Origin of the sequence: Pelobacter seleniigenes DSM 18267 (assembly GCF_000711225.1) — a bacterium.
Classification (GTDB): domain Bacteria; phylum Desulfobacterota; class Desulfuromonadia; order Desulfuromonadales; family Geopsychrobacteraceae; genus Seleniibacterium; species Seleniibacterium seleniigenes.
Map to the genome: position 1 here is coordinate 483,291 of NZ_JOMG01000002.1, position 17,165 is coordinate 500,455.

Here is a 17,165-nt window from a genome sequence, read left to right on the forward strand (position 1 = left end):
ATCCTTTCGTTATCTGCTCAGTGATCATGCTTTGCATGACCAGTCAATTATCATACAACCTGCCGAGCCTCTGGCTGAGAAATACTCACAATTCGCTCGACAGGTAGGAATCTTCCAGCGCCTGCTGCTTCATCTTCAAAGCAATCCGTTGCCGGATGCGGGTCGGAATTTCAACATGCAGGCAGAGCGCCTGGGTGCCCAGTTTGCAGGCCTGCATGCGCTGCAGGGCATTGGCGCCGGCACTCGGTAGCCAGCGGATATTCTCGCGGGGCAGAAAACTGCGCGTTTCCCCGGGCAACATATCGATTACTTCGGTGCCCGGGTCAAAGGTCCGACCGACCAGTTGCAGATCGTCACGCAGGCGCAGATGACAGCCCCGCTGGGCATCGCAGCACAGCTGCACAAAAATCTCTGGCGACAGCTCCCGCATCATCGCCAGGCCCCGCCGAAACCTGCTGTGTGGCCGCAACTCCAGCACTTCGCCCCGCTGCTCCGTATGTCCCAGCTCCGCCAACTGCGGATAAGGGGGCAACCCGCCCATGCCCACCAGCACCCGGTTGTCTTCGGCATGGGTCCCCACGTAACCATGAACATCAACGATCAGCTCCGGCTCCGGGCCGCCCAGCTGATTGATATAACGGCACAGGCTTTCTTCATGCTTATAACAGTTTGGCTGGCCATGATCATCGACATACGGATAGATCACATCGATATTACTCGGATTAAGCGGCACCCCCCAGGTCTTGAGCTTGGCGAGGTTTTCATCGGTGAGCGGTTCGCGCCCGGAAAAACCCAGGTTGATCAGCGCCGCCCGGCCCTTGCCGTAGCGCAGAAAATAGAGCGCCACCTCCAGGGTGTGCGGGTCGTAGGGGCCGTGGCTGACGGTCAACACCGGCAATTCCGGGTTGTCCACCGGCCCTCTCAGCAACAGTGCCCCGCCCGCCTTATCGGCCAGAAACTTGGCCGCAGAGCTGTCCAGCAAACGGCGACAGGGACGCCATTCGGTATCGCCCGCCGGAATGAACCCGAAAACCTGCTCCAGGACCTTTTCGCGCCAGGTCGGCACAAAGCGCAGGCATTGCCGCGGCATTCGATAATACACATGATAAAGCGCATGATCCATATAGATGCGGATCTTTTCCCGCCGGATCAGGCTGCAATTGTAACGGTTCTGGGAGGTTTCCAGCAGCCGCTCGGTCAATTCCACGCAGCCGTCGAAAAAAGCGTCGTCCGGACAAGTTGTAAGGCGTTCAACCTGCTTCAGTTCGCCATAGTCCTCGCGGGCGATCTCCACTTCGAGCCGGTTGAGATAGCGCGTAAAGGGCGCATTCTCATCAACTTCGAAATTGCTCATGAACAGCGGTGATATCTGTGCTGGCGTACGGATCGGCTCCGGCATCGGTTATCCCATCGCTTCGCTTCCAGTTCGGAAACGGGTCGGCTGAACTCCTGCCATTCAGGCATCAACCAACAGGATAACCCTCCGGCGCGGGCCGGGCAAGCCGGGGCGGGAGAAAAGATTCAGGATGAGGTCAATTTTTCCAGCGCTTCCGCGACCCGCCGAACGCCGCTCGGGAAAGGATCAAGGTCGACTTCGATGCGCTGTTCCGGCAGCGTATGCAAATAGAGCGGATCGTAATAGCGGACCATCAGCTCACGGGTCAGTAGCTCCCACTCCCCTTGCTGCAGCAATTCGCAAAACTCGGCGACGGTCTTTTTCCCGAGCCGTTCCTTGAGCAGCAGCAGCGGCCGTTCAAACTGGGCCCGCAACTGATCACGGGCCGGGTACTCCTCCAGAATGACCTTGATCCGGGTCTCCAGCGTAGCACTCAGCCATAGACTGGTCTGGACCTGCATGGCTTGGTGAAAACGTTTCGGCACCACCACCCGGCCGATGTGCAAACTCTCCCCTTCGGTCAGCAGATATGGAGCCGCCGTCAATTGGTTGAGCCGGCTCCAGAGCAGAGCTTCGAACATCTTCTGCGACGGTTGCGGCGCCAGTCCAAGGTTGCCGAATGCGCTGCCACGGTGGTTGGCCAGCCCCTCCAGATCAACCACCGGATAATCTTCTTTGCCCAGAGCATGCAGCACCCGGGTTTTGCCGACTCCGGTCAGCCCGCGCAGCACGTAAATCGGCTGCCATTGCTCGGTAGCAAAATAATCGACCACCAGCCGCCGAAATGCTTTGTGCCCGCCAATCAGCTGGCGCGCCGGGATTCCGGCCAGGTTCAGAAAACAGCAGACCGCATGGGAGCGCATCCCGCCGCGCCAGCAGAACACGATAACTGGATCCTTGCGCCCTTCCTGAGCCGCTTCGATAGCGGAGATAATCTGGGGAATTTTTGGCGCAACCAGATCCACCCCCAACCGCCGGGCGATCTTACTCCCCTGCTGCTTGTAGACCGTCCCAACCTGCGCCCGCTCTTCGTTGGAAAAGATTGGCACATTGATCGCACCGGGGATGGTCGTTTCGGCAAACTCGGCCGGCGTCCTGACATCAACCAGCAATGCGCCTTTGCGCTGCTGCTCCAGCGCTTTATCCAATTCAATCGGTTCCTGCATTTACCTATCGATTCCTGCTGATGGATTTATTTTATTAATACCTGAATGCAGTGGTTCTACACCAATCGACCCCGAAGAACAATAGTGGAGAAGAAAAGCAGAAAAAAAGGTTGACGATCCAAATCAAATCCTATAGGGTCGTCATCCGTTGCCGCGGGATGGAGCAGTCTGGTAGCTCGTCGGGCTCATAACCCGAAGGTCGGTGGTTCAAATCCGCCTCCCGCAACCAAAAACATTCAAGGGATTTGCAGAAAACTGCAAGTCCCTTTTTTATTGCCCTTCATTGATTTAAGTATATAATTATACTTAATGATTTTCGGCACCTTTCCACATAAATCCTGCTGAAATACGGAAAATTGACCACAGGGATCACCTGTATAAACAAATTGGGGGGAGCAAATAGTTCCAACCGATTCGCTGGTTTTTTCTTCACTGGTCTAAGAAAGAGCAATTTATTCCCGTATTTATTGGAGGGGCTTATGTTCTGGAAAGGAGGTTGGATATGTCAGGAACGAATTCTGATTTGCACAACCAAAATGTCAATTCTGAGCTTAGCGCCTCCAGTAAAACATTCTTCTCTGAAAATCTGATCAGATATTTCATCAAACACTGCCCTAATGCCGCGGCAATTTATGATCGGAATATGGTCTGCCTTGCCTGCAGCGATCGTTATCTGTTGGACTATGGGGTGGCGGAAGATCAGGTCATCGGGATAAATCACTATGAAGCCTTTCCAGAAATACCAAAGAAATGGCGTGACGTTCATCAGCGGGCATTGCATGGCTTTGTTGAAAAAAAGGAGCAAGACTGGTTTACAAGGCCCGATGGATCCACCTGTTACACCAGTTGGGAATGCCGCCCGTGGTATGACAAAGAGGACAAAATCGGTGGCATAATTCTCTATTCAGAGGTGATCACCGAGCAGGTGCGGGTCTTGAAAGAAGCGAAGGAGAAGGAAGAACGGGATAAAAAACAACTTGAGGCCGTACTGTCCAACATGGATAACGGGGTTGCCGCATTTGATATGGAGGGTCATTCCATTCATGTCAACGATGCGCTGGCAAGGATTCTAGGCTACCAAAATAAATCTGAACTGCCATTGGATACCAGCAATTTCGAGAGTTGCTTCCGGCTCTTTTCCTATCCCGAAAGAAAAGAGATCCCACCTGATAAATGGCCGTGGGCACGATTATCCCGCGGGGAGGCGATAAACAATGAGAAGTGTGTCATCTTGCGGCTTGCCACAGACCGGGAGCGGATTATCGAGCAATACGGAACTCTGATCCGCAATGCCAATGGCGACCCGGAGATCGAATTGCTGATGATGACCGATATCACCGAACGCCAACAGGCAGAGGAAGAGCTCCGTAAAACCCAAGAGTTTGCCGAGCAGGAGCAGGCCAAATGGCTGGCCATACTTGACCACGTCAGCAATGGCGTTGCAGTCTTTGATGCTACCGGGAATCAGATTTATGCCAATGGTATTCATGCAGAGATCTATGGCTTTGAAAAAGAAGATAAAACGCCACGGAACTGTCTGAACATTGAATTTGTTGTCAGCCGTTTTGCTGTGCAGACCTATCCTGACTACAGGGAGCTAAAGGCCGATGAGTGGCCCGCCTCAAGGGTGCTGGCCGGCGAACACCTGGACGGAGAGATCATTGATATCAAACGGTTGGACAAGGAGTATCATCGGGTCATGATGATCTCCGGCGTTCCGATTTATAATGCGCAGGGCGAGGTGGAACTGGCTGTCATCGTCAGCAACGACATCACTGATCAGATTGAGCGAGAAAAACAGGAAAAACTGATCCAGGAACGTATGGAACAGGCACAGCGACTGGAAAGCCTGGGAGTTCTGGCTGGGGGCATAGCCCACGACTTCAACAATCTACTCATGGCCATTCTCGGGCATGCCGATATCGCGTTAATGCAGATTCCGAAACTTTCCCCGGTGACAAAGAACCTGGAAAATATCAAAAACGCTTCCTTGCGGGCTGCAGATCTATGTACCCAACTCCTGGCCTATTCCGGTCAGGGTAGAATTGAGGAAAAAGAGTTTTCTATCAGCGAGCTGGCCGGTGAAATGGCCCAGATGCTGCAAACCTCTATTGCTAAAAATTGCGCTCTGAACCTGGATCTGGAAGAGCAGCTGCCAATGACAATCGGTGACTCCTCCCAGGTGCGGCAGATCCTGATGAATTTCGTCATTAATGCCTCCGATGCCATAGGCGACCGTCACGGCACGATCAATATTTTGACCACCAGCATGATTTGCGAGCAGTCATATTTCACCGATGACTATGTGATAAAACCTTTAAAACCTGGCCTTTATGTAAAATTGGAAGTGTCCGATAACGGCCCCGGCATGAATAATGAGACGCTCGGTCGGATCTTTGAGCCCTTCTTTTCCACAAAATTTACCGGCCGGGGATTGGGCCTTTCGGCTGTCCTTGGAATTATCCGATCCCACGGCGGAGGGCTCAGGGTTCATTCTGAGCTGGGTCGGGGCACAACTTTTGAAGTGTTTCTTCCCGCGCTCCAAAGCCATGTAAAGAAAGTTCCGGAATGTCCTGATAGAGGCAATACGAAAAAGGACAATTTTGGTGGAAAAGTGCTCCTGATCGATGATGAGGAGCTTGTCTGCACGGTCTGTTCAAGTCAGCTTGAAATGCTCGGATTCAAGGTTTTAATAGCCCGAGATGGACAGGAGGGAATTCATATTTATCGGAAAAAGCAGGCAGAGATCGATCTGGTTATTCTCGACCTCACCATGCCGAAAATGGGTGGCGAAGAAACATTTCGAATCCTGCGGCAGCTGAATCCTCAGCTGAAGGTCGTCTTGGCCAGTGGCTTTACGGAGGAAGGTATGACCACCCACTTCTCCGGGGAAAAGCCTTCGGGCTATCTGCGTAAGCCCTATACCCTCAAGCAGCTCTCCAGCATGTTGTCCGACCTGCTTCCGGACAGGCATACGACACAATGACTTGATAAAAACTTTGCCGCAGGATTATTTTCACTATTCTGGTTGCGGATACCAATGATCATTTTAGGCAATCATGGCATTTTGTATGATCGCCGCCGGGCTCGCGCTTATCGCCTGTGCACGATATCAACCCGATACTTGTTGAAAGCAAGACAAAGCAAAGATATCCTTGGAAATCCTGGAGGAAAACCACATTAAGAATGCTGGCTATCAACAGAATTAAGGGACTTGAAAATTCTGCCCAGAGCAATGGAGAAGATGAGATTATGGACAGCTCACTGCAAAACTTATTGTCTGAATTGGAGCAATTTGGCGAAGAAAACGACCAAGGCACATCCGAACGTTCCCAACGGATGTTAAATATCACCCGCGACACTGGGGAGTTTTTAGCGGTCCTGATCCGTGCAACTCTTGCGCGACAGGTATTGGAAATCGGGACATCCAATGGCTATTCGACCCTTTGGCTTGCCGATGCCTGCAATGCCATCGGTGGGAAAGTCACCACGGTCGAGCTGTCCGAGCACAAATACAACCTGGCGGCCGAGAACTTCAAGCGCAGCAATTTGTCATCCACGATCAGGCAGGTTCAGGAGAACGCGGCTGACTTCCTTTCCAAAAGCGACGAAGGTGCTTACGATCTGATTTTCCTCGACTCGGAAAGGGTGGAATATCCGGGTTGGTGGCCAGACTTGAAGCGGGTTATCCGACCGGGCGGGCTGCTTGTTGCTGATAATGCCCTCTCGCACCCGGAGGAAATCAAAGCTTTTATTTTAATGGTCGAAGCAGATCCCGATTTCACCACCAGCCTGGTGCCGGTTGGCAAGGGTGAATTTCTGGCCACGCGCTCAATCGACAAAAATTCCTGACATTGTTTTATATGAAGATCACTTTCATGCCCTGTTAAATAACCAGTATTGATGTCCGAAAATGGCGGGTTCGAAATCACGGTTGATGTATACTCAACATCATGAACAGCGAACACGACATATGCTATCAGGCCCTGAAAACCCGTGATGCCCGTTTCGACGGCAGGTTTTTTACCGGGGTATCCAGTACCGGGATTTTTTGCCGGCCGATCTGCCCGGCCATCACGCCAAAGCCGGAGAACTGCACTTTTTTTCCTTCCGCTGCGGCCGCCTTACATGCGGGCTTTCGCCCCTGCCTGCGCTGTCGACCGGAAGCGGCTCCGGCCAGCCCGGCCTGGTTGGGTACGGCAGCCACGGTGCGCCGGGCGGTACGGCTGATTGAAGAAGGGGCGCTGGATCACGGCCAATCACTGAGCAATCTCTGTGAGCGCTTTGCGGTGGGGGAACGCCAGTTACGCCGGTTATTCCAGATCCACCTTGGAGCATCTCCGCAACAAATTGCCCAAACCCAACGCCTGCTGTTTGCCAAAAACCTCGTGACCCAAACCACCTTACCGGTCACGGAGATTGCCCTTGCTGCCGGATTCAACAGCCTGCGCCGCTTTAACGATGCCTATAAAAAGACCTTCGGCTTTGCCCCGTCCCGCGAACGCAACCTGACCGCTCCACATGAACCTCTGGCAGAAGGGCTGCAGCTGCACTTTTCCTATCGTCCCCCTTATGATTGGGACGGTTTGCTGGCTTTCTTTCAATCCCGCGCCATTGTACCGGTAGAACAGGTGACCCGGAACAGCTACCGGCGACACATCGAAATCGACGGCCAACCGGGTGATATTGAGGTCAGGAATGAAGCGGGTAAAAACCGCCTGCGCTGTACCCTCAGCGGTATTCTGACCCGCCACTTACATAGGGTCGCGTACAAAATCAGGCGGATGTTCGATGTCGATGCCGACCCGCAGGCGATTGCGACGGACCTTGGCCAGGACCCGGTCTTGCACCCGCTCATCGCCGCATCTCCCGGTTTACGTTTGCCCGGCGCCTGGGACAGCTTTGAAATCGCCGTACGGGCGGTGATCGGCCAGCAGATCAGCGTGAAAGGGGCGCGCACCATCTGCACCCGCCTGGTCGAGCGGGTCGGCCGGAGTCAGTTTCCTAACCCACAGGATATTTTGCGCAGCAACCTGGACGGGTTGGGCCTCACCGGCCGACGCATCGCAACCCTACAGAGTCTCGCACAGGCCTGGCCCGCTCTGGACACAACCAAGCCGGTCGAGGAGCGCATCGCTGAACTGTGCGCCCTCCCCGGCATCGGTCCCTGGACGGCTCACTATATTGTCATGCGCAGCGGAGCGGAACCGGATGTCTATCCGGTTGCCGATCTTGGGCTGCTCCGCGCCCTGGAGAAACTGGCGGTACCGGCAGGTAAAGACGATTTAACAGCACGCGCCGAGAAATGGCGACCCTGGCGGGCTTACGGGGCACTCTACCTTTGGAGAGTTTTAGGATGATCAGACTTTATGAAGACATCATTGAAACACCTTGCGGAGCTTTATCCATTGTCTTCGATGAGCAGGAAACCCTGCTGCATCTCGATTTTCCCGATCAGGGAGAGCGCCAGCACCGGCTGCTCTCCAGACGTTATAAAAAGTTCGAACTGGTCAAGCGACACTCACAGCTGATCCGCCCTTGCCTTGAAGCCTATATGGCGGGGGATTATGCGGCCCTGGAAAAAATCAGTTGTGATCCGGGGGGGAGTCCGTTTCAACGCAGCGTCTGGAAGGCCTTGAAAAACATACCGGTCGGGCAAACCATCAGCTATCGGGATCTGGCCATCAGCATCGGCAACCCCAAAGCGGTCCGCGCCGTGGCCCGGGCCAATGCCTTGAATCCGATTTCCCTGATTTATCCCTGCCACCGGGTGATCGGCGCCAACGGCCAGATGACCGGATACGCAGGCGGGCTGGAACGGAAAAGCTGGTTGCTCAATCATGAAGGAGTTAAAAATATAGAAGGCTGAACAATTTGACATGGACCGGGTCCTACCGGCAGTCGTGCTCCCTTATCCCCTTGAATCCGGATCATCCCCGCTCAAGCCCGATCAAATCCATAAACGCCTGCATGGCTTTACCAGGCACTTCATCCCGGCGCCGGACAAACCAGGTGGTCATGTTGGAAATATCCTCCGGCAGGCGGTGAAAAGAGCAATGATCTTGATACTGCGGCCGCTGCACCACCGACCGCGGGAGAAAGCTGACCCCCATTCCAGCAGCAACACAGCCCATGATCCCTTCCAGCGAACCAAACTCGACAATCCGGTAAGGAAGCTTGCCCGTTCTCCTGAGCCACTCCTCCAGTTGCTCCCGGTAGCTGCATCCATCCCTGAATACGAGAATTTTCAGGTTTTCGATCTGCTCAAGCGAGGTGATATCAGACGCTGTCACGAGAACCAGTTCTTCTGCGAATGCCTTTTCGGCAATCAGGCGGTTATGGGTGATCTCGCCCGCCACAAAGGCACCATCGATCCGGAAGTTAAGCAGTCGCTTCAGCGACTCCAACGAAGAGCCTGTCTCCAGGCTCAATTCAACCCGGGGATAAAGCTGATGATAATTGATCATGAGAGGAGTCAGGCGTACCGCTGCCGTGGTTTCCATCGTCCCGACCCGCAGCTTGCCTTTGGGCTCATCCTGATCGCTGACAAGGTCTTCAGCTTCTTTGGAGAGGCGAACGATCCGTTCGGCATAATCCATCAACAGCAGTCCGGAGTGGGTCAAAACAACCCCTTTGCTTTTCCGATGGAAAAGGGCGACACCAAGACGCTCTTCCATCTGCTTGAGACGGGTCGTAACATTGGATTGCACACAATGAAGCTCTTCCGCCGCCCGGGAAATGCTCCCGTTTCTGGCAACAGCCAGAAAAATCTTCAACTCGCTGACTTCCAAGACCATCTCCTTTGCAGATAGAAAATATCAACAACATTCACTTGAACTGATATCACCAGAACGTTAGAATGTCAAACATGGATTCAAAGATCATCGATAAGGAATTTTCCGGGCGGGACTGGACCTCCTGCAAAGTTCTGGTTGGAGGCATCCTCGGTATGGCGGTAGCCATGGGGATCGGGCGTTTCGCCTACACCCCTATCCTGCCGCTCATGCAGCGTGACCTGGGGATAACCAATACGCTGGCAGGGTGGCTGGCGGGCTGGAACTACCTCGGCTATCTGGCCGGTGCTGTTGTCTGTACGATCGCCCCCGGCCTCCTGCGCTCCCGGCTGATGGCGGGAGGCTCTTTATTGCTGAGCCTGTTGACCACCATTTTCATGGGCATGACGCTGTCGGAGTTTTTCTGGAGCCTGATGCGCCTCAGTGGCGGTTTCGCCAGCGCCGTACTATTCATCATTATTTCCGCCGAGGTTGGGGAAACCCTGACCAGACGTGGCTATGGCCATTGGTTTGGCGCGCTATATGGCGGCGTCGGTTTCGGCATCGCCCTGAGCGGCCTGCTTGTACCATTGCTGGATAAAGCGGGAGGATGGCATACCGCCTGGACAGGGATCGGAGCTATTGCCGTAATTCTGGCCATAATCGGTATTACCCTGGGTCGAAAGCATGTTCATAGCACAGCCTCCGTAAACGATCCGGCCCAACCGAAGACAGATTTGCGCAGTATCCGCATCCTGGCCGTTGCTTATTTTCTACAGGGTCTGGGCTATATCGTCACGGCGACCTTCATTGTCACCATTATTGCCGGCACCCCTGAATTAAAAGCTTTTGCACCATACAGCTGGGTCGCCGTCGGCTTGTCGGCCATCCCTTCCACGATTCTCTGGCCGCAACTGGCCCGTCGGATCGGGAACAAACAGGCACTATTGGCGGCCTATGTGTTACAGGCCGCCGGTATTTTTGTCAGTGCCAGTGCACATAACATCGTCGCGGTGCTGTTCGCTGCGATATCTTTCGGTGGGACCTTCCTCGGTATTGTGGCGTTGACCCTGGCGGAAGGCAAATTGCGCATGGGTAAGGAGGCAGGACGAGCCGCTGCGTTCCTGACTGCCAGTTTCAGCGTCGGTCAGATACTTGGGCCGATCGTGGCTGGCAGCCTGGCCGACCGGCAGGATGGGTTCACTCTTCCTCTGCTGCTGGCAGCAGCTTGTGTTGCCATGGGCGGAGTCTTGACCGCCCTGGATCGACGTTTTTCAAACCCGAGATAAGAAAAGGAGTCTTATCGTGCCTTATGTCAATATCAAAATCACCAGGGAAGGCGCCAGTCGAGAGCAGAAAGCCCGGCTGATCAAGAATGTGACCCAGTTGCTGGTTGATGAGCTTGGGAAAAATCCCGCCACAACTATCGTCGTTATCGACGAAGTTGAAACAGACAACTGGGGCATTGCCGGCGAAACAATAACCGTCAGGCGCAAGGCGGGCAAATGACATCGAGAAACACGCCTGCCAGCCTTTCGCCAGACAGTTCACGGCAGTCGTTGCGAACCTCCGTTGCAGTTGGCAAGGGAGGATTCACCACCTCAAAACACCTCAATTAACCACATTCACCGCTCGACCATCGAGAAGCGCCGCCACATTTGCCGCAATCAGCTCGATCAGCCGTTGCCGGGTTTCCAACCGTCGCCAGCCGATATGCGGGGTCATGATGACATTGTTTTTGGCGAACAGCGGGTTATCCAAGGCCGGCGGCTCCGGATCCTGGACATCGAGCCCGGCCCCGGCGATGCGACCGCTTTCCAACGCGTCGATCAGGTCGCCCTCGTTGATGATGGCGCCGCGGGCGGTATTGATGATGTACGCACCAGGCTTGCACAACCCCAGGCTGTCACGATTGATGAGGTGCCGGGTCTGGTGGTTGAGGGGGCAGTGGATACTGATAAAGTCGCTCTGGCTAAGCAGTTCCTCGAGCGAAGCCGACTGAACCTGCGGGTCGGCCCAGTCCCTTGGGGTCCGACTGGAAATCAGCACTTTCATGCCCAGCGCCAGGGCAACTTTCATCACCGCCTGGCCGATGGCCCCGCTGCCGCCGATCAGGCCGAGAGTTTTACCGGTCACTTCAAAATGGGGCACCAGCAGGTGGCGGGTAAAATTATCGAACTGGCCGGCACTCAGCATCCGCTGCTGCTGGGGTAACGATGCGCTGAAGTTGAGGATGAAAGTAATCACCAGGTGGGCCACCGCTTCGGTGCTGTAACTGGGGATATTGCACACGGCAATCTCCTTGGCACGGGCGGCCGCTATATCGATATTGTTGAACCCGGTCCCGGCTTCGCAGATCATCTCGACACTGTCCGGGAACTGAGCTATCAACTCGCCGCTGACCGGCATTTCTTTGGTGATGACGATATTCTGCCCAGCCACGCGCGCAAGGATGTCGTCTTCACTGGTCTCCGGATAACTGGAGCAGGTGACGATCCTGTCCAGCGAAGAGAAATCCAGGCATTTGTCAAAATCGATCTTATCGACATTCAAAAAAACCGCTTTTTTCATGGGTACCTCTCTTAATGATATTTTCAAGCTGAATTCAGTTTTTCGAAACCGGGAAGAGGATAACAGAGAATGCCCTTCGCTCAAGCCTGTTTTTTTTGACCGCCCCCTCCCACGACGAGCAAATCGGGCCGGTACTGCTGTTCAGCGGAATCGCTTTTGAAGGCTTGACTTTATCTCCAGACAAAGTATCTTGAGGTGAAGATATTGAGATGAGGTGACCATGCAAGATCATGTCGACAAAATCATGGCCCAATGGGCAGCAACCGGAATCGCCGCAGATGTTTCGCCGATGGCGGTGTTGACCAGGATATTCCGCTTGAATAAACAGATGCGCCAGCCGCTGGCCACAACCTTCCGGAAACACCATCTTCATGACGGTGATTTCGATCTGTTGGCGACCCTGTTCCGGAGTAACCAGCCCGCCGGCATGACCCCCAACGAGCTCAGAAGTTCCATCGTACTCAGCTCCGGGGCCATGACCAACCGGCTCGACGGGCTGGAATCGGCCGGGCTTATTGTGCGCGCAGCGAATCCGCAGGACCGGCGCAGCACCCTGATCAAACTGACTGCCAAAGGCCGACAGACGGTAGAGGATTCCCTTGCGGACTATCTGGATGTTCTGGAAAACCTGCTCAGCTGCCTGAGTACAGCAGAACGTGACACGGGCGCAGCCATACTCCGCAAACTGCTTATCCACATCGAGGGCACGGCTGATGAATAAAACCATCCTCGGCGCTCATCTGAATCTGCTGCTCTGGACCTTCATCGTCGGCCTCTCTTTTCCGGCGGTCAGTATGCTGAGCAGAGGACTACCGCCGATTTTGCTGACTTCGTTCCGGTTTGCCGTTGCCATCCTTTCCATAGCCCCGTTTTTAAAGGGGAAAGCAGACGTCAAACCGTCCCGCAAAGGGTTTGCCCTCTATACCCTGATGGCCTTCTGCCTAGCCCTGTTCTTCTGTGGCATGTTCTGGGCAGCCGAAAGGGCCACGTCCCTGTCCATGGCGACCCTGTATGTCAGCGTTCCGCTGCTGGCCTATCTCTTCGGCCGGCTACTCAGCGTGGAGAGAGCCGACCTTAAAATGCTCGTCGTTCTGCTGACCGGAGCGGTCGGAGCCTTGCTGCTTGCTTTTATCGATGCGGGCCGGGTCCACGGTGGGATGACCTTCGGGAAGGGAGAGGCGGTCTTTTTTGTCGGTTGCATCGCTTCGGCCCTGTACCCGGTGCTGACCAAAGCCGGCCTGCAAAAGGGGCTGCTGTCTTCCTCTGCGCTGGTCCGCACTTTCTGGAGCCTGTTCTTGGGCAGCCTGCTGATGGCATTGGCCGGCCTGTTGTTTGAAGCGCCTGCCGATCTGCTGCGCATGAACCTCCGGGATGTCCTGCTCATTGTCTATCTCGGCATATTCTCCAGCGGGCTGACCTTCTGGCTGATGCAATACGCCACGGCTGTCCTCACCCCCGCAGCAGTGACGGCCTACAGCTATCTGGTTCCCTTTGTATCCATGGTTTTTCTGTTTGTGGAAAATCCGGCGGAACTGAGTTTAAAATGGCTGCCGGGCAGCCTCCTGGTCGCCGTCGCCATCCTCCAGCTGCTCCGCTATGACCTGAACAAGAGACAAAAACTGAATTGAGGTTTGCCCGAGTGCTTTCTTAAAAAGGCGCTTGCTGCCGCCAACCGCTTGAAACATTTGCCAGCGGCGAATTACAGCTAAAATGCCAGGAAAGGTACACCCGGCCGAGCACCTTTCCTGGTCTTGTCGGTTGTTCAGGGATGAGTCTTCAATCGAATTGATATAGCGCGAAATTAGAACCGGAAATGACCTCCAGTCTGCCATCACCATCAATATCTCTGACCGGCAAATTATTGTAGCGGCCAAGCTGGTCCCCCAGGTTGGTCTCGCGCCACAGCAATTGCCCGGTTCCGCTTGCCAATACGCTGAGTTCGTCGCCGCTGGCCACCAGCAACTCGGGCACGCCGTCATCGTCAAGATCGGCTGGGGTCAGGGCTGCAACAGGAGACTCACTCAGGGTCCCGAAGGTCGCTTGAAGGGAAAAAGGTGCCCCAGAATAGATGCCGATGGTTCCATCCTCCTGACCGATCAGGATTTCCATCTGCCCGTCTCCATCAAGGTCGTAGACGTCGATCGTTGTAGCCGCCAGTTCTCTAAGCCAGTCGTAGTGATGAGTGACACCGTCGATGGCATAAACCCTGCTACCATTGACGACTACCAGAATTTCCAGAGTCTCATCATTGTCAACATTCGCGACGTCGATATCGCTAATGGTTCTCCAACTATTTTGCAAACTGACACTTTTCCATTTTTCGGCCAGGGTAACTCCGTTCAGTACGACCAGGTAACCTCCGGTTGCTCCGATTATTTCAGTGTCACCGTCGCCATCGACATCCGCCACTTTCAAAGCCGTAAACGGTTCATCTTCATAAATGGCACTTTGTCCCTCCAATATATGGGTCCGACCATTGTAAACCTGAACCAGTCCGTCATGGTGATCAGAAGCAGCGAGGATGAACTCCGTTTCATCATCATCATCAACGTCGGCAATCCGAACCTGATTGATCCCCTCCCAAGAACGAATACCCGGTAAATCGTTACTGCTCTGCCATTCCAAAAAATGGGTCGCTGCATCAAAAACACTGATAACACCATCGCCATACCCACTGTTGCTCGTGAAAGAGACCATGACAATCTCCTCCTCGCCATCGTCGTCCACGTCGCCAATGGCAACAGCGCTCAAGGGGCCATCCAGGTGGCTATTCTGCCATTCAATCCCTGTCGCAGGATCGGCAACGAGCAGGAAATTACCGGCTAAGTTGCGTCTTCCCGCTCCCCATAAGACTTCCATGGTCCCGTCGTCATCCACATCGCCAACCGCCAGGCCAGCGCTCCCAGAGGCCGGATTGATAATCGCCCAGCGTTCGGCAATACCATCACCTTCGTAACAGTGAATCGAGCCCCACTGATCATCGCCATAAAGAATTTCGGCGATACCATCCTCGTCCAGATCAGTCACCAAAAGAGTCCCAATATCCAGGTCGGTAGACATCTCACTCTTTGGAGTTTGCAGTTCCGCATCGAAAAGGGTAATTTTGTACCAAGAAGCGGCAGCTACAATCTCGTCGCGGCCATCGCCATCGATATCACCGGTACGGACAATGGCACCGAACCCGTTAATATAGTCCCACTCAAGTTGCCGCGTGGCGGCATCGATCACATAACCATGATTGACTCCGGCAATGACGATCTCCATTGCCGGGTCATCATCAACATTGCCAACCGCTATATCACTGCCGCCATAGCCCTCAGTCTGCCAAAGGAGGTTCCCCGCAGCAGTATAGACATAAACCTTGAGACCTTCGCTGGTGATGATTTCAGCCTGACCATCGCCATTCAGATCCGCCGCAACCAGGGCACTCACCGCCCCCGGCGTCTGCAATGAGGCCTGACGGACAAAATTGTCCCCGGAAAAGATCTCAATGGCCCCATTTTCATAACTGACCAGGATCTCTCCGGTGCCATCACCATCCAGATCGGCAACAACCATCCGAGTGACCCCAACCGCTGACAGCTCACTCAGAAAAATTTGTTCATAGCCACCATCTTCATCGGCCCGGAGGACATACCAATACTGGTCAGTATCTCCCAATGAGGAGGCCACGGTCACGATTTCCAAAGATCCATCTCCATTCAGATCTTGAACAGCCAGACCTGAGCGGCCTATAGAGGTGCCAAAGCGACCGTAAAGCCACTCTTGACTTAGGAGTTCGGGATTGGCTGGCGAAACCGGTACGACCTCCACATGAACGCTGTCCAGGTCACTGCTATTATTACCATCATTCACCACCATCTGCAGAGTGTAACTGCCACTCTCTACGGCATGAAAACTGGGAGTCGCAGTCGTACGATAATTCAAGGTTGGGCAGTTGTAAGCGGGGCAAGCAGAGAAGGACCATTGATAGCTCAACAAATCCCCTTCAGGATCACTACTGGCGCTGCCATCGAGAGTCACCAGGTTGCCTTGATAAACACTCCGGTCGCTGCCAGCGTCGGCAATCGGGTCATGATTAGTCGGCACATAGTCCGGCGGGAGGGGATTGTTGATATCCGTCTCCCAATCGCCATCGCCGTCACCATCCGTGTCTGCCTCCAAATGGGAGGACGTTTCTGTAACAAAAGACATTCGGACAAAGGTTTCAGCATCACCGTTGCACTTGAATGCCCCTCTTGTCGGCCAGATCAAATCATTATAGGTTCGCAAAGGCTGCTCGGTCTCCAGATTGACATAGCCGAAATCAGGGTGATAGTAACGGCCAGAGACCGTCTCTTCCACATACCCCGAACCATAGTTAATACCGCTGAAAAAGTTTTCATAGCGGAACACCTGACCACTGCCGTCATCGCCCAGGAGCATATTCATGGTCAGGCTTTCTGCGTATTGCGTACTGACAAAATTGATCTGCAATTCTCCGTCCGATGTATTGCTGGAGCTGTCCTGGCTCACCTTCAGTGAATGGAAGCTCATATGTACCGTACCTAGATCTCCATCGCTGTTTAGAAATGTCCCCGCGACCGAGGCCCCGCCATTGATAACCAGGCCGTTGTCACAGTAATCCTGAAATTCAAAAAAGTCTTTGAAGCTGAGCTTGTCGGTGTCCACCTCCATATTACTCACCAGTCGACCACCGCAAGACCCTGCATAATAGGCAGTGGGCAGCTTGGTTGCTGCTGTTTGAGCCGACAGGCTGGACGCTTGCGGAACCAGACGCTCAAGATGCAGCGTCTTGCGTAAGGTTGCGGAAATGCTTTGGGCGGACATCGTGCTGCTGTCAGCAGGGGTTTCAACGGACATCAAACCAACTGTCATCCCCTGTTGCTGGCCAAAGTAGGCACCGACTGCCAATGGTTCGGCATTCGTCTCATCAACTGCCGCCGCGGAGGTCAGGCCCGAATAGCTCAGGCTGGATGAGTTATCGGTAGTACCGCCCCCGCCGCCGCCCCCGCCGCAGGCATTCAATTGCAAGACAAGAGCAAAGGTTAAAACCAAGGATAATAATTGCTTCATTTCCGCCCTCCTGGCAAAGATTTCAGACTGATCCGTTTTGCAAAAAAATAGGGACAGACCACTTTGATACAAAGCAGCACGTCCCTATGACTGAACCCAATAATATTCTTGTTTTGCCGACACGTTAACCTCCCCTCCCACAACAATTAACATAAAGTTACCGATATTCACATATCTGTCAAC

13 protein-coding genes and 1 tRNA gene are annotated in these 17,165 nt (G+C 54.0%); 9 read left to right on the forward strand and 5 right to left on the reverse strand.

Annotated features, from left to right (window positions below; translation table 11 throughout):
- Positions 1-85 precede the first annotated feature (85 nt).
- Positions 86-1,399 carry a hypothetical protein gene (locus N909_RS0104850; protein WP_029912212.1) on the reverse strand — a complete coding sequence of 438 codons (1,314 nt, stop codon included), beginning with the start codon at positions 1,397-1,399 and terminating at the stop codon, positions 86-88.
- Between the two features lie 122 nt (positions 1,400-1,521).
- Positions 1,522-2,562, reverse strand: a complete 1,041-nt coding sequence (gene mnmH, locus N909_RS0104855; RefSeq protein WP_029912214.1) for a tRNA 2-selenouridine(34) synthase MnmH — start codon at positions 2,560-2,562, stop codon at positions 1,522-1,524.
- A 152-nt stretch (positions 2,563-2,714) separates the two neighbouring features.
- Between mnmH and N909_RS0104860 the strand changes: the two genes are divergently transcribed.
- The 5 genes from N909_RS0104860 to N909_RS0104880 all read left to right on the forward strand — a co-directional run bounded on the left by N909_RS0104860 (position 2,715) and on the right by N909_RS0104880 (position 8,431).
- A tRNA-Met gene (locus tag N909_RS0104860) sits at positions 2,715-2,791 on the forward strand.
- A gap of 273 nt (positions 2,792-3,064) precedes the next feature.
- Positions 3,065-5,548, forward strand: a complete 2,484-nt coding sequence (locus tag N909_RS24405) for a hybrid sensor histidine kinase/response regulator (protein ID WP_051689530.1) — start codon at positions 3,065-3,067, stop codon at positions 5,546-5,548.
- A 266-nt stretch (positions 5,549-5,814) separates the two neighbouring features.
- Positions 5,815-6,414, forward strand: coding sequence for a class I SAM-dependent methyltransferase (locus tag N909_RS0104870; RefSeq protein ID WP_029912217.1), 600 nt, complete (start codon positions 5,815-5,817; stop codon positions 6,412-6,414).
- A 101-nt stretch (positions 6,415-6,515) separates the two neighbouring features.
- Positions 6,516-7,922, forward strand: coding sequence for a DNA-3-methyladenine glycosylase 2 family protein (locus N909_RS0104875; protein ID WP_029912219.1), 1,407 nt, complete (start codon positions 6,516-6,518; stop codon positions 7,920-7,922).
- Positions 7,919-8,431, forward strand: a complete 513-nt coding sequence (locus tag N909_RS0104880; protein ID WP_029912221.1) for a methylated-DNA--[protein]-cysteine S-methyltransferase — start codon at positions 7,919-7,921, stop codon at positions 8,429-8,431. The genes N909_RS0104875 and N909_RS0104880 overlap by 4 nt, the downstream gene beginning before the upstream one ends.
- A 61-nt stretch (positions 8,432-8,492) precedes the next feature.
- Here N909_RS0104880 and N909_RS0104885 read toward each other — a convergent pair whose 3' ends face one another.
- A complete protein-coding gene (locus N909_RS0104885; protein ID WP_029912223.1) occupies positions 8,493-9,353 on the reverse strand; it encodes a LysR family transcriptional regulator in 861 nt (286 codons plus the stop codon).
- Between the two features lie 77 nt (positions 9,354-9,430).
- On the opposite strand from N909_RS0104885, the gene N909_RS0104890 reads away from it, so the two are divergent.
- Positions 9,431-10,624 (forward strand): YbfB/YjiJ family MFS transporter, encoded by a 1,194-nt coding sequence (locus tag N909_RS0104890; protein ID WP_162179110.1) that lies wholly within the window; start codon positions 9,431-9,433, stop codon positions 10,622-10,624.
- Between the two features lie 16 nt (positions 10,625-10,640).
- Complete coding sequence (locus N909_RS0104895; RefSeq protein ID WP_029912227.1) at positions 10,641-10,844, forward strand: tautomerase family protein; 204 nt, start codon at positions 10,641-10,643, stop codon at positions 10,842-10,844.
- A gap of 102 nt (positions 10,845-10,946) precedes the next feature.
- Here N909_RS0104895 and N909_RS0104900 read toward each other — a convergent pair whose 3' ends face one another.
- A complete protein-coding gene (locus N909_RS0104900) occupies positions 10,947-11,906 on the reverse strand; it encodes an NAD(P)-dependent oxidoreductase (RefSeq protein WP_029912229.1) in 960 nt (319 codons plus the stop codon).
- Positions 11,907-12,126: 220 nt separating this feature from the next.
- On the opposite strand from N909_RS0104900, the gene N909_RS0104905 reads away from it, so the two are divergent.
- Complete coding sequence (locus N909_RS0104905; protein ID WP_029912231.1) at positions 12,127-12,627, forward strand: MarR family winged helix-turn-helix transcriptional regulator; 501 nt, start codon at positions 12,127-12,129, stop codon at positions 12,625-12,627.
- Positions 12,620-13,534, forward strand: a complete 915-nt coding sequence (locus N909_RS0104910) for a DMT family transporter (protein ID WP_036682907.1) — start codon at positions 12,620-12,622, stop codon at positions 13,532-13,534. Before N909_RS0104905 ends, N909_RS0104910 begins: the two co-directional genes overlap by 8 nt.
- A 148-nt stretch (positions 13,535-13,682) precedes the next feature.
- On the opposite strand, the gene N909_RS0104915 is transcribed toward N909_RS0104910, so the two are convergent.
- On the reverse strand, positions 13,683-16,982 hold the full coding sequence (locus tag N909_RS0104915) for an FG-GAP repeat domain-containing protein (protein ID WP_029912235.1): 3,300 nt from the start codon (positions 16,980-16,982) through the stop codon (positions 13,683-13,685).
- Between the last annotated feature and the right edge of the window lie 183 nt (positions 16,983-17,165).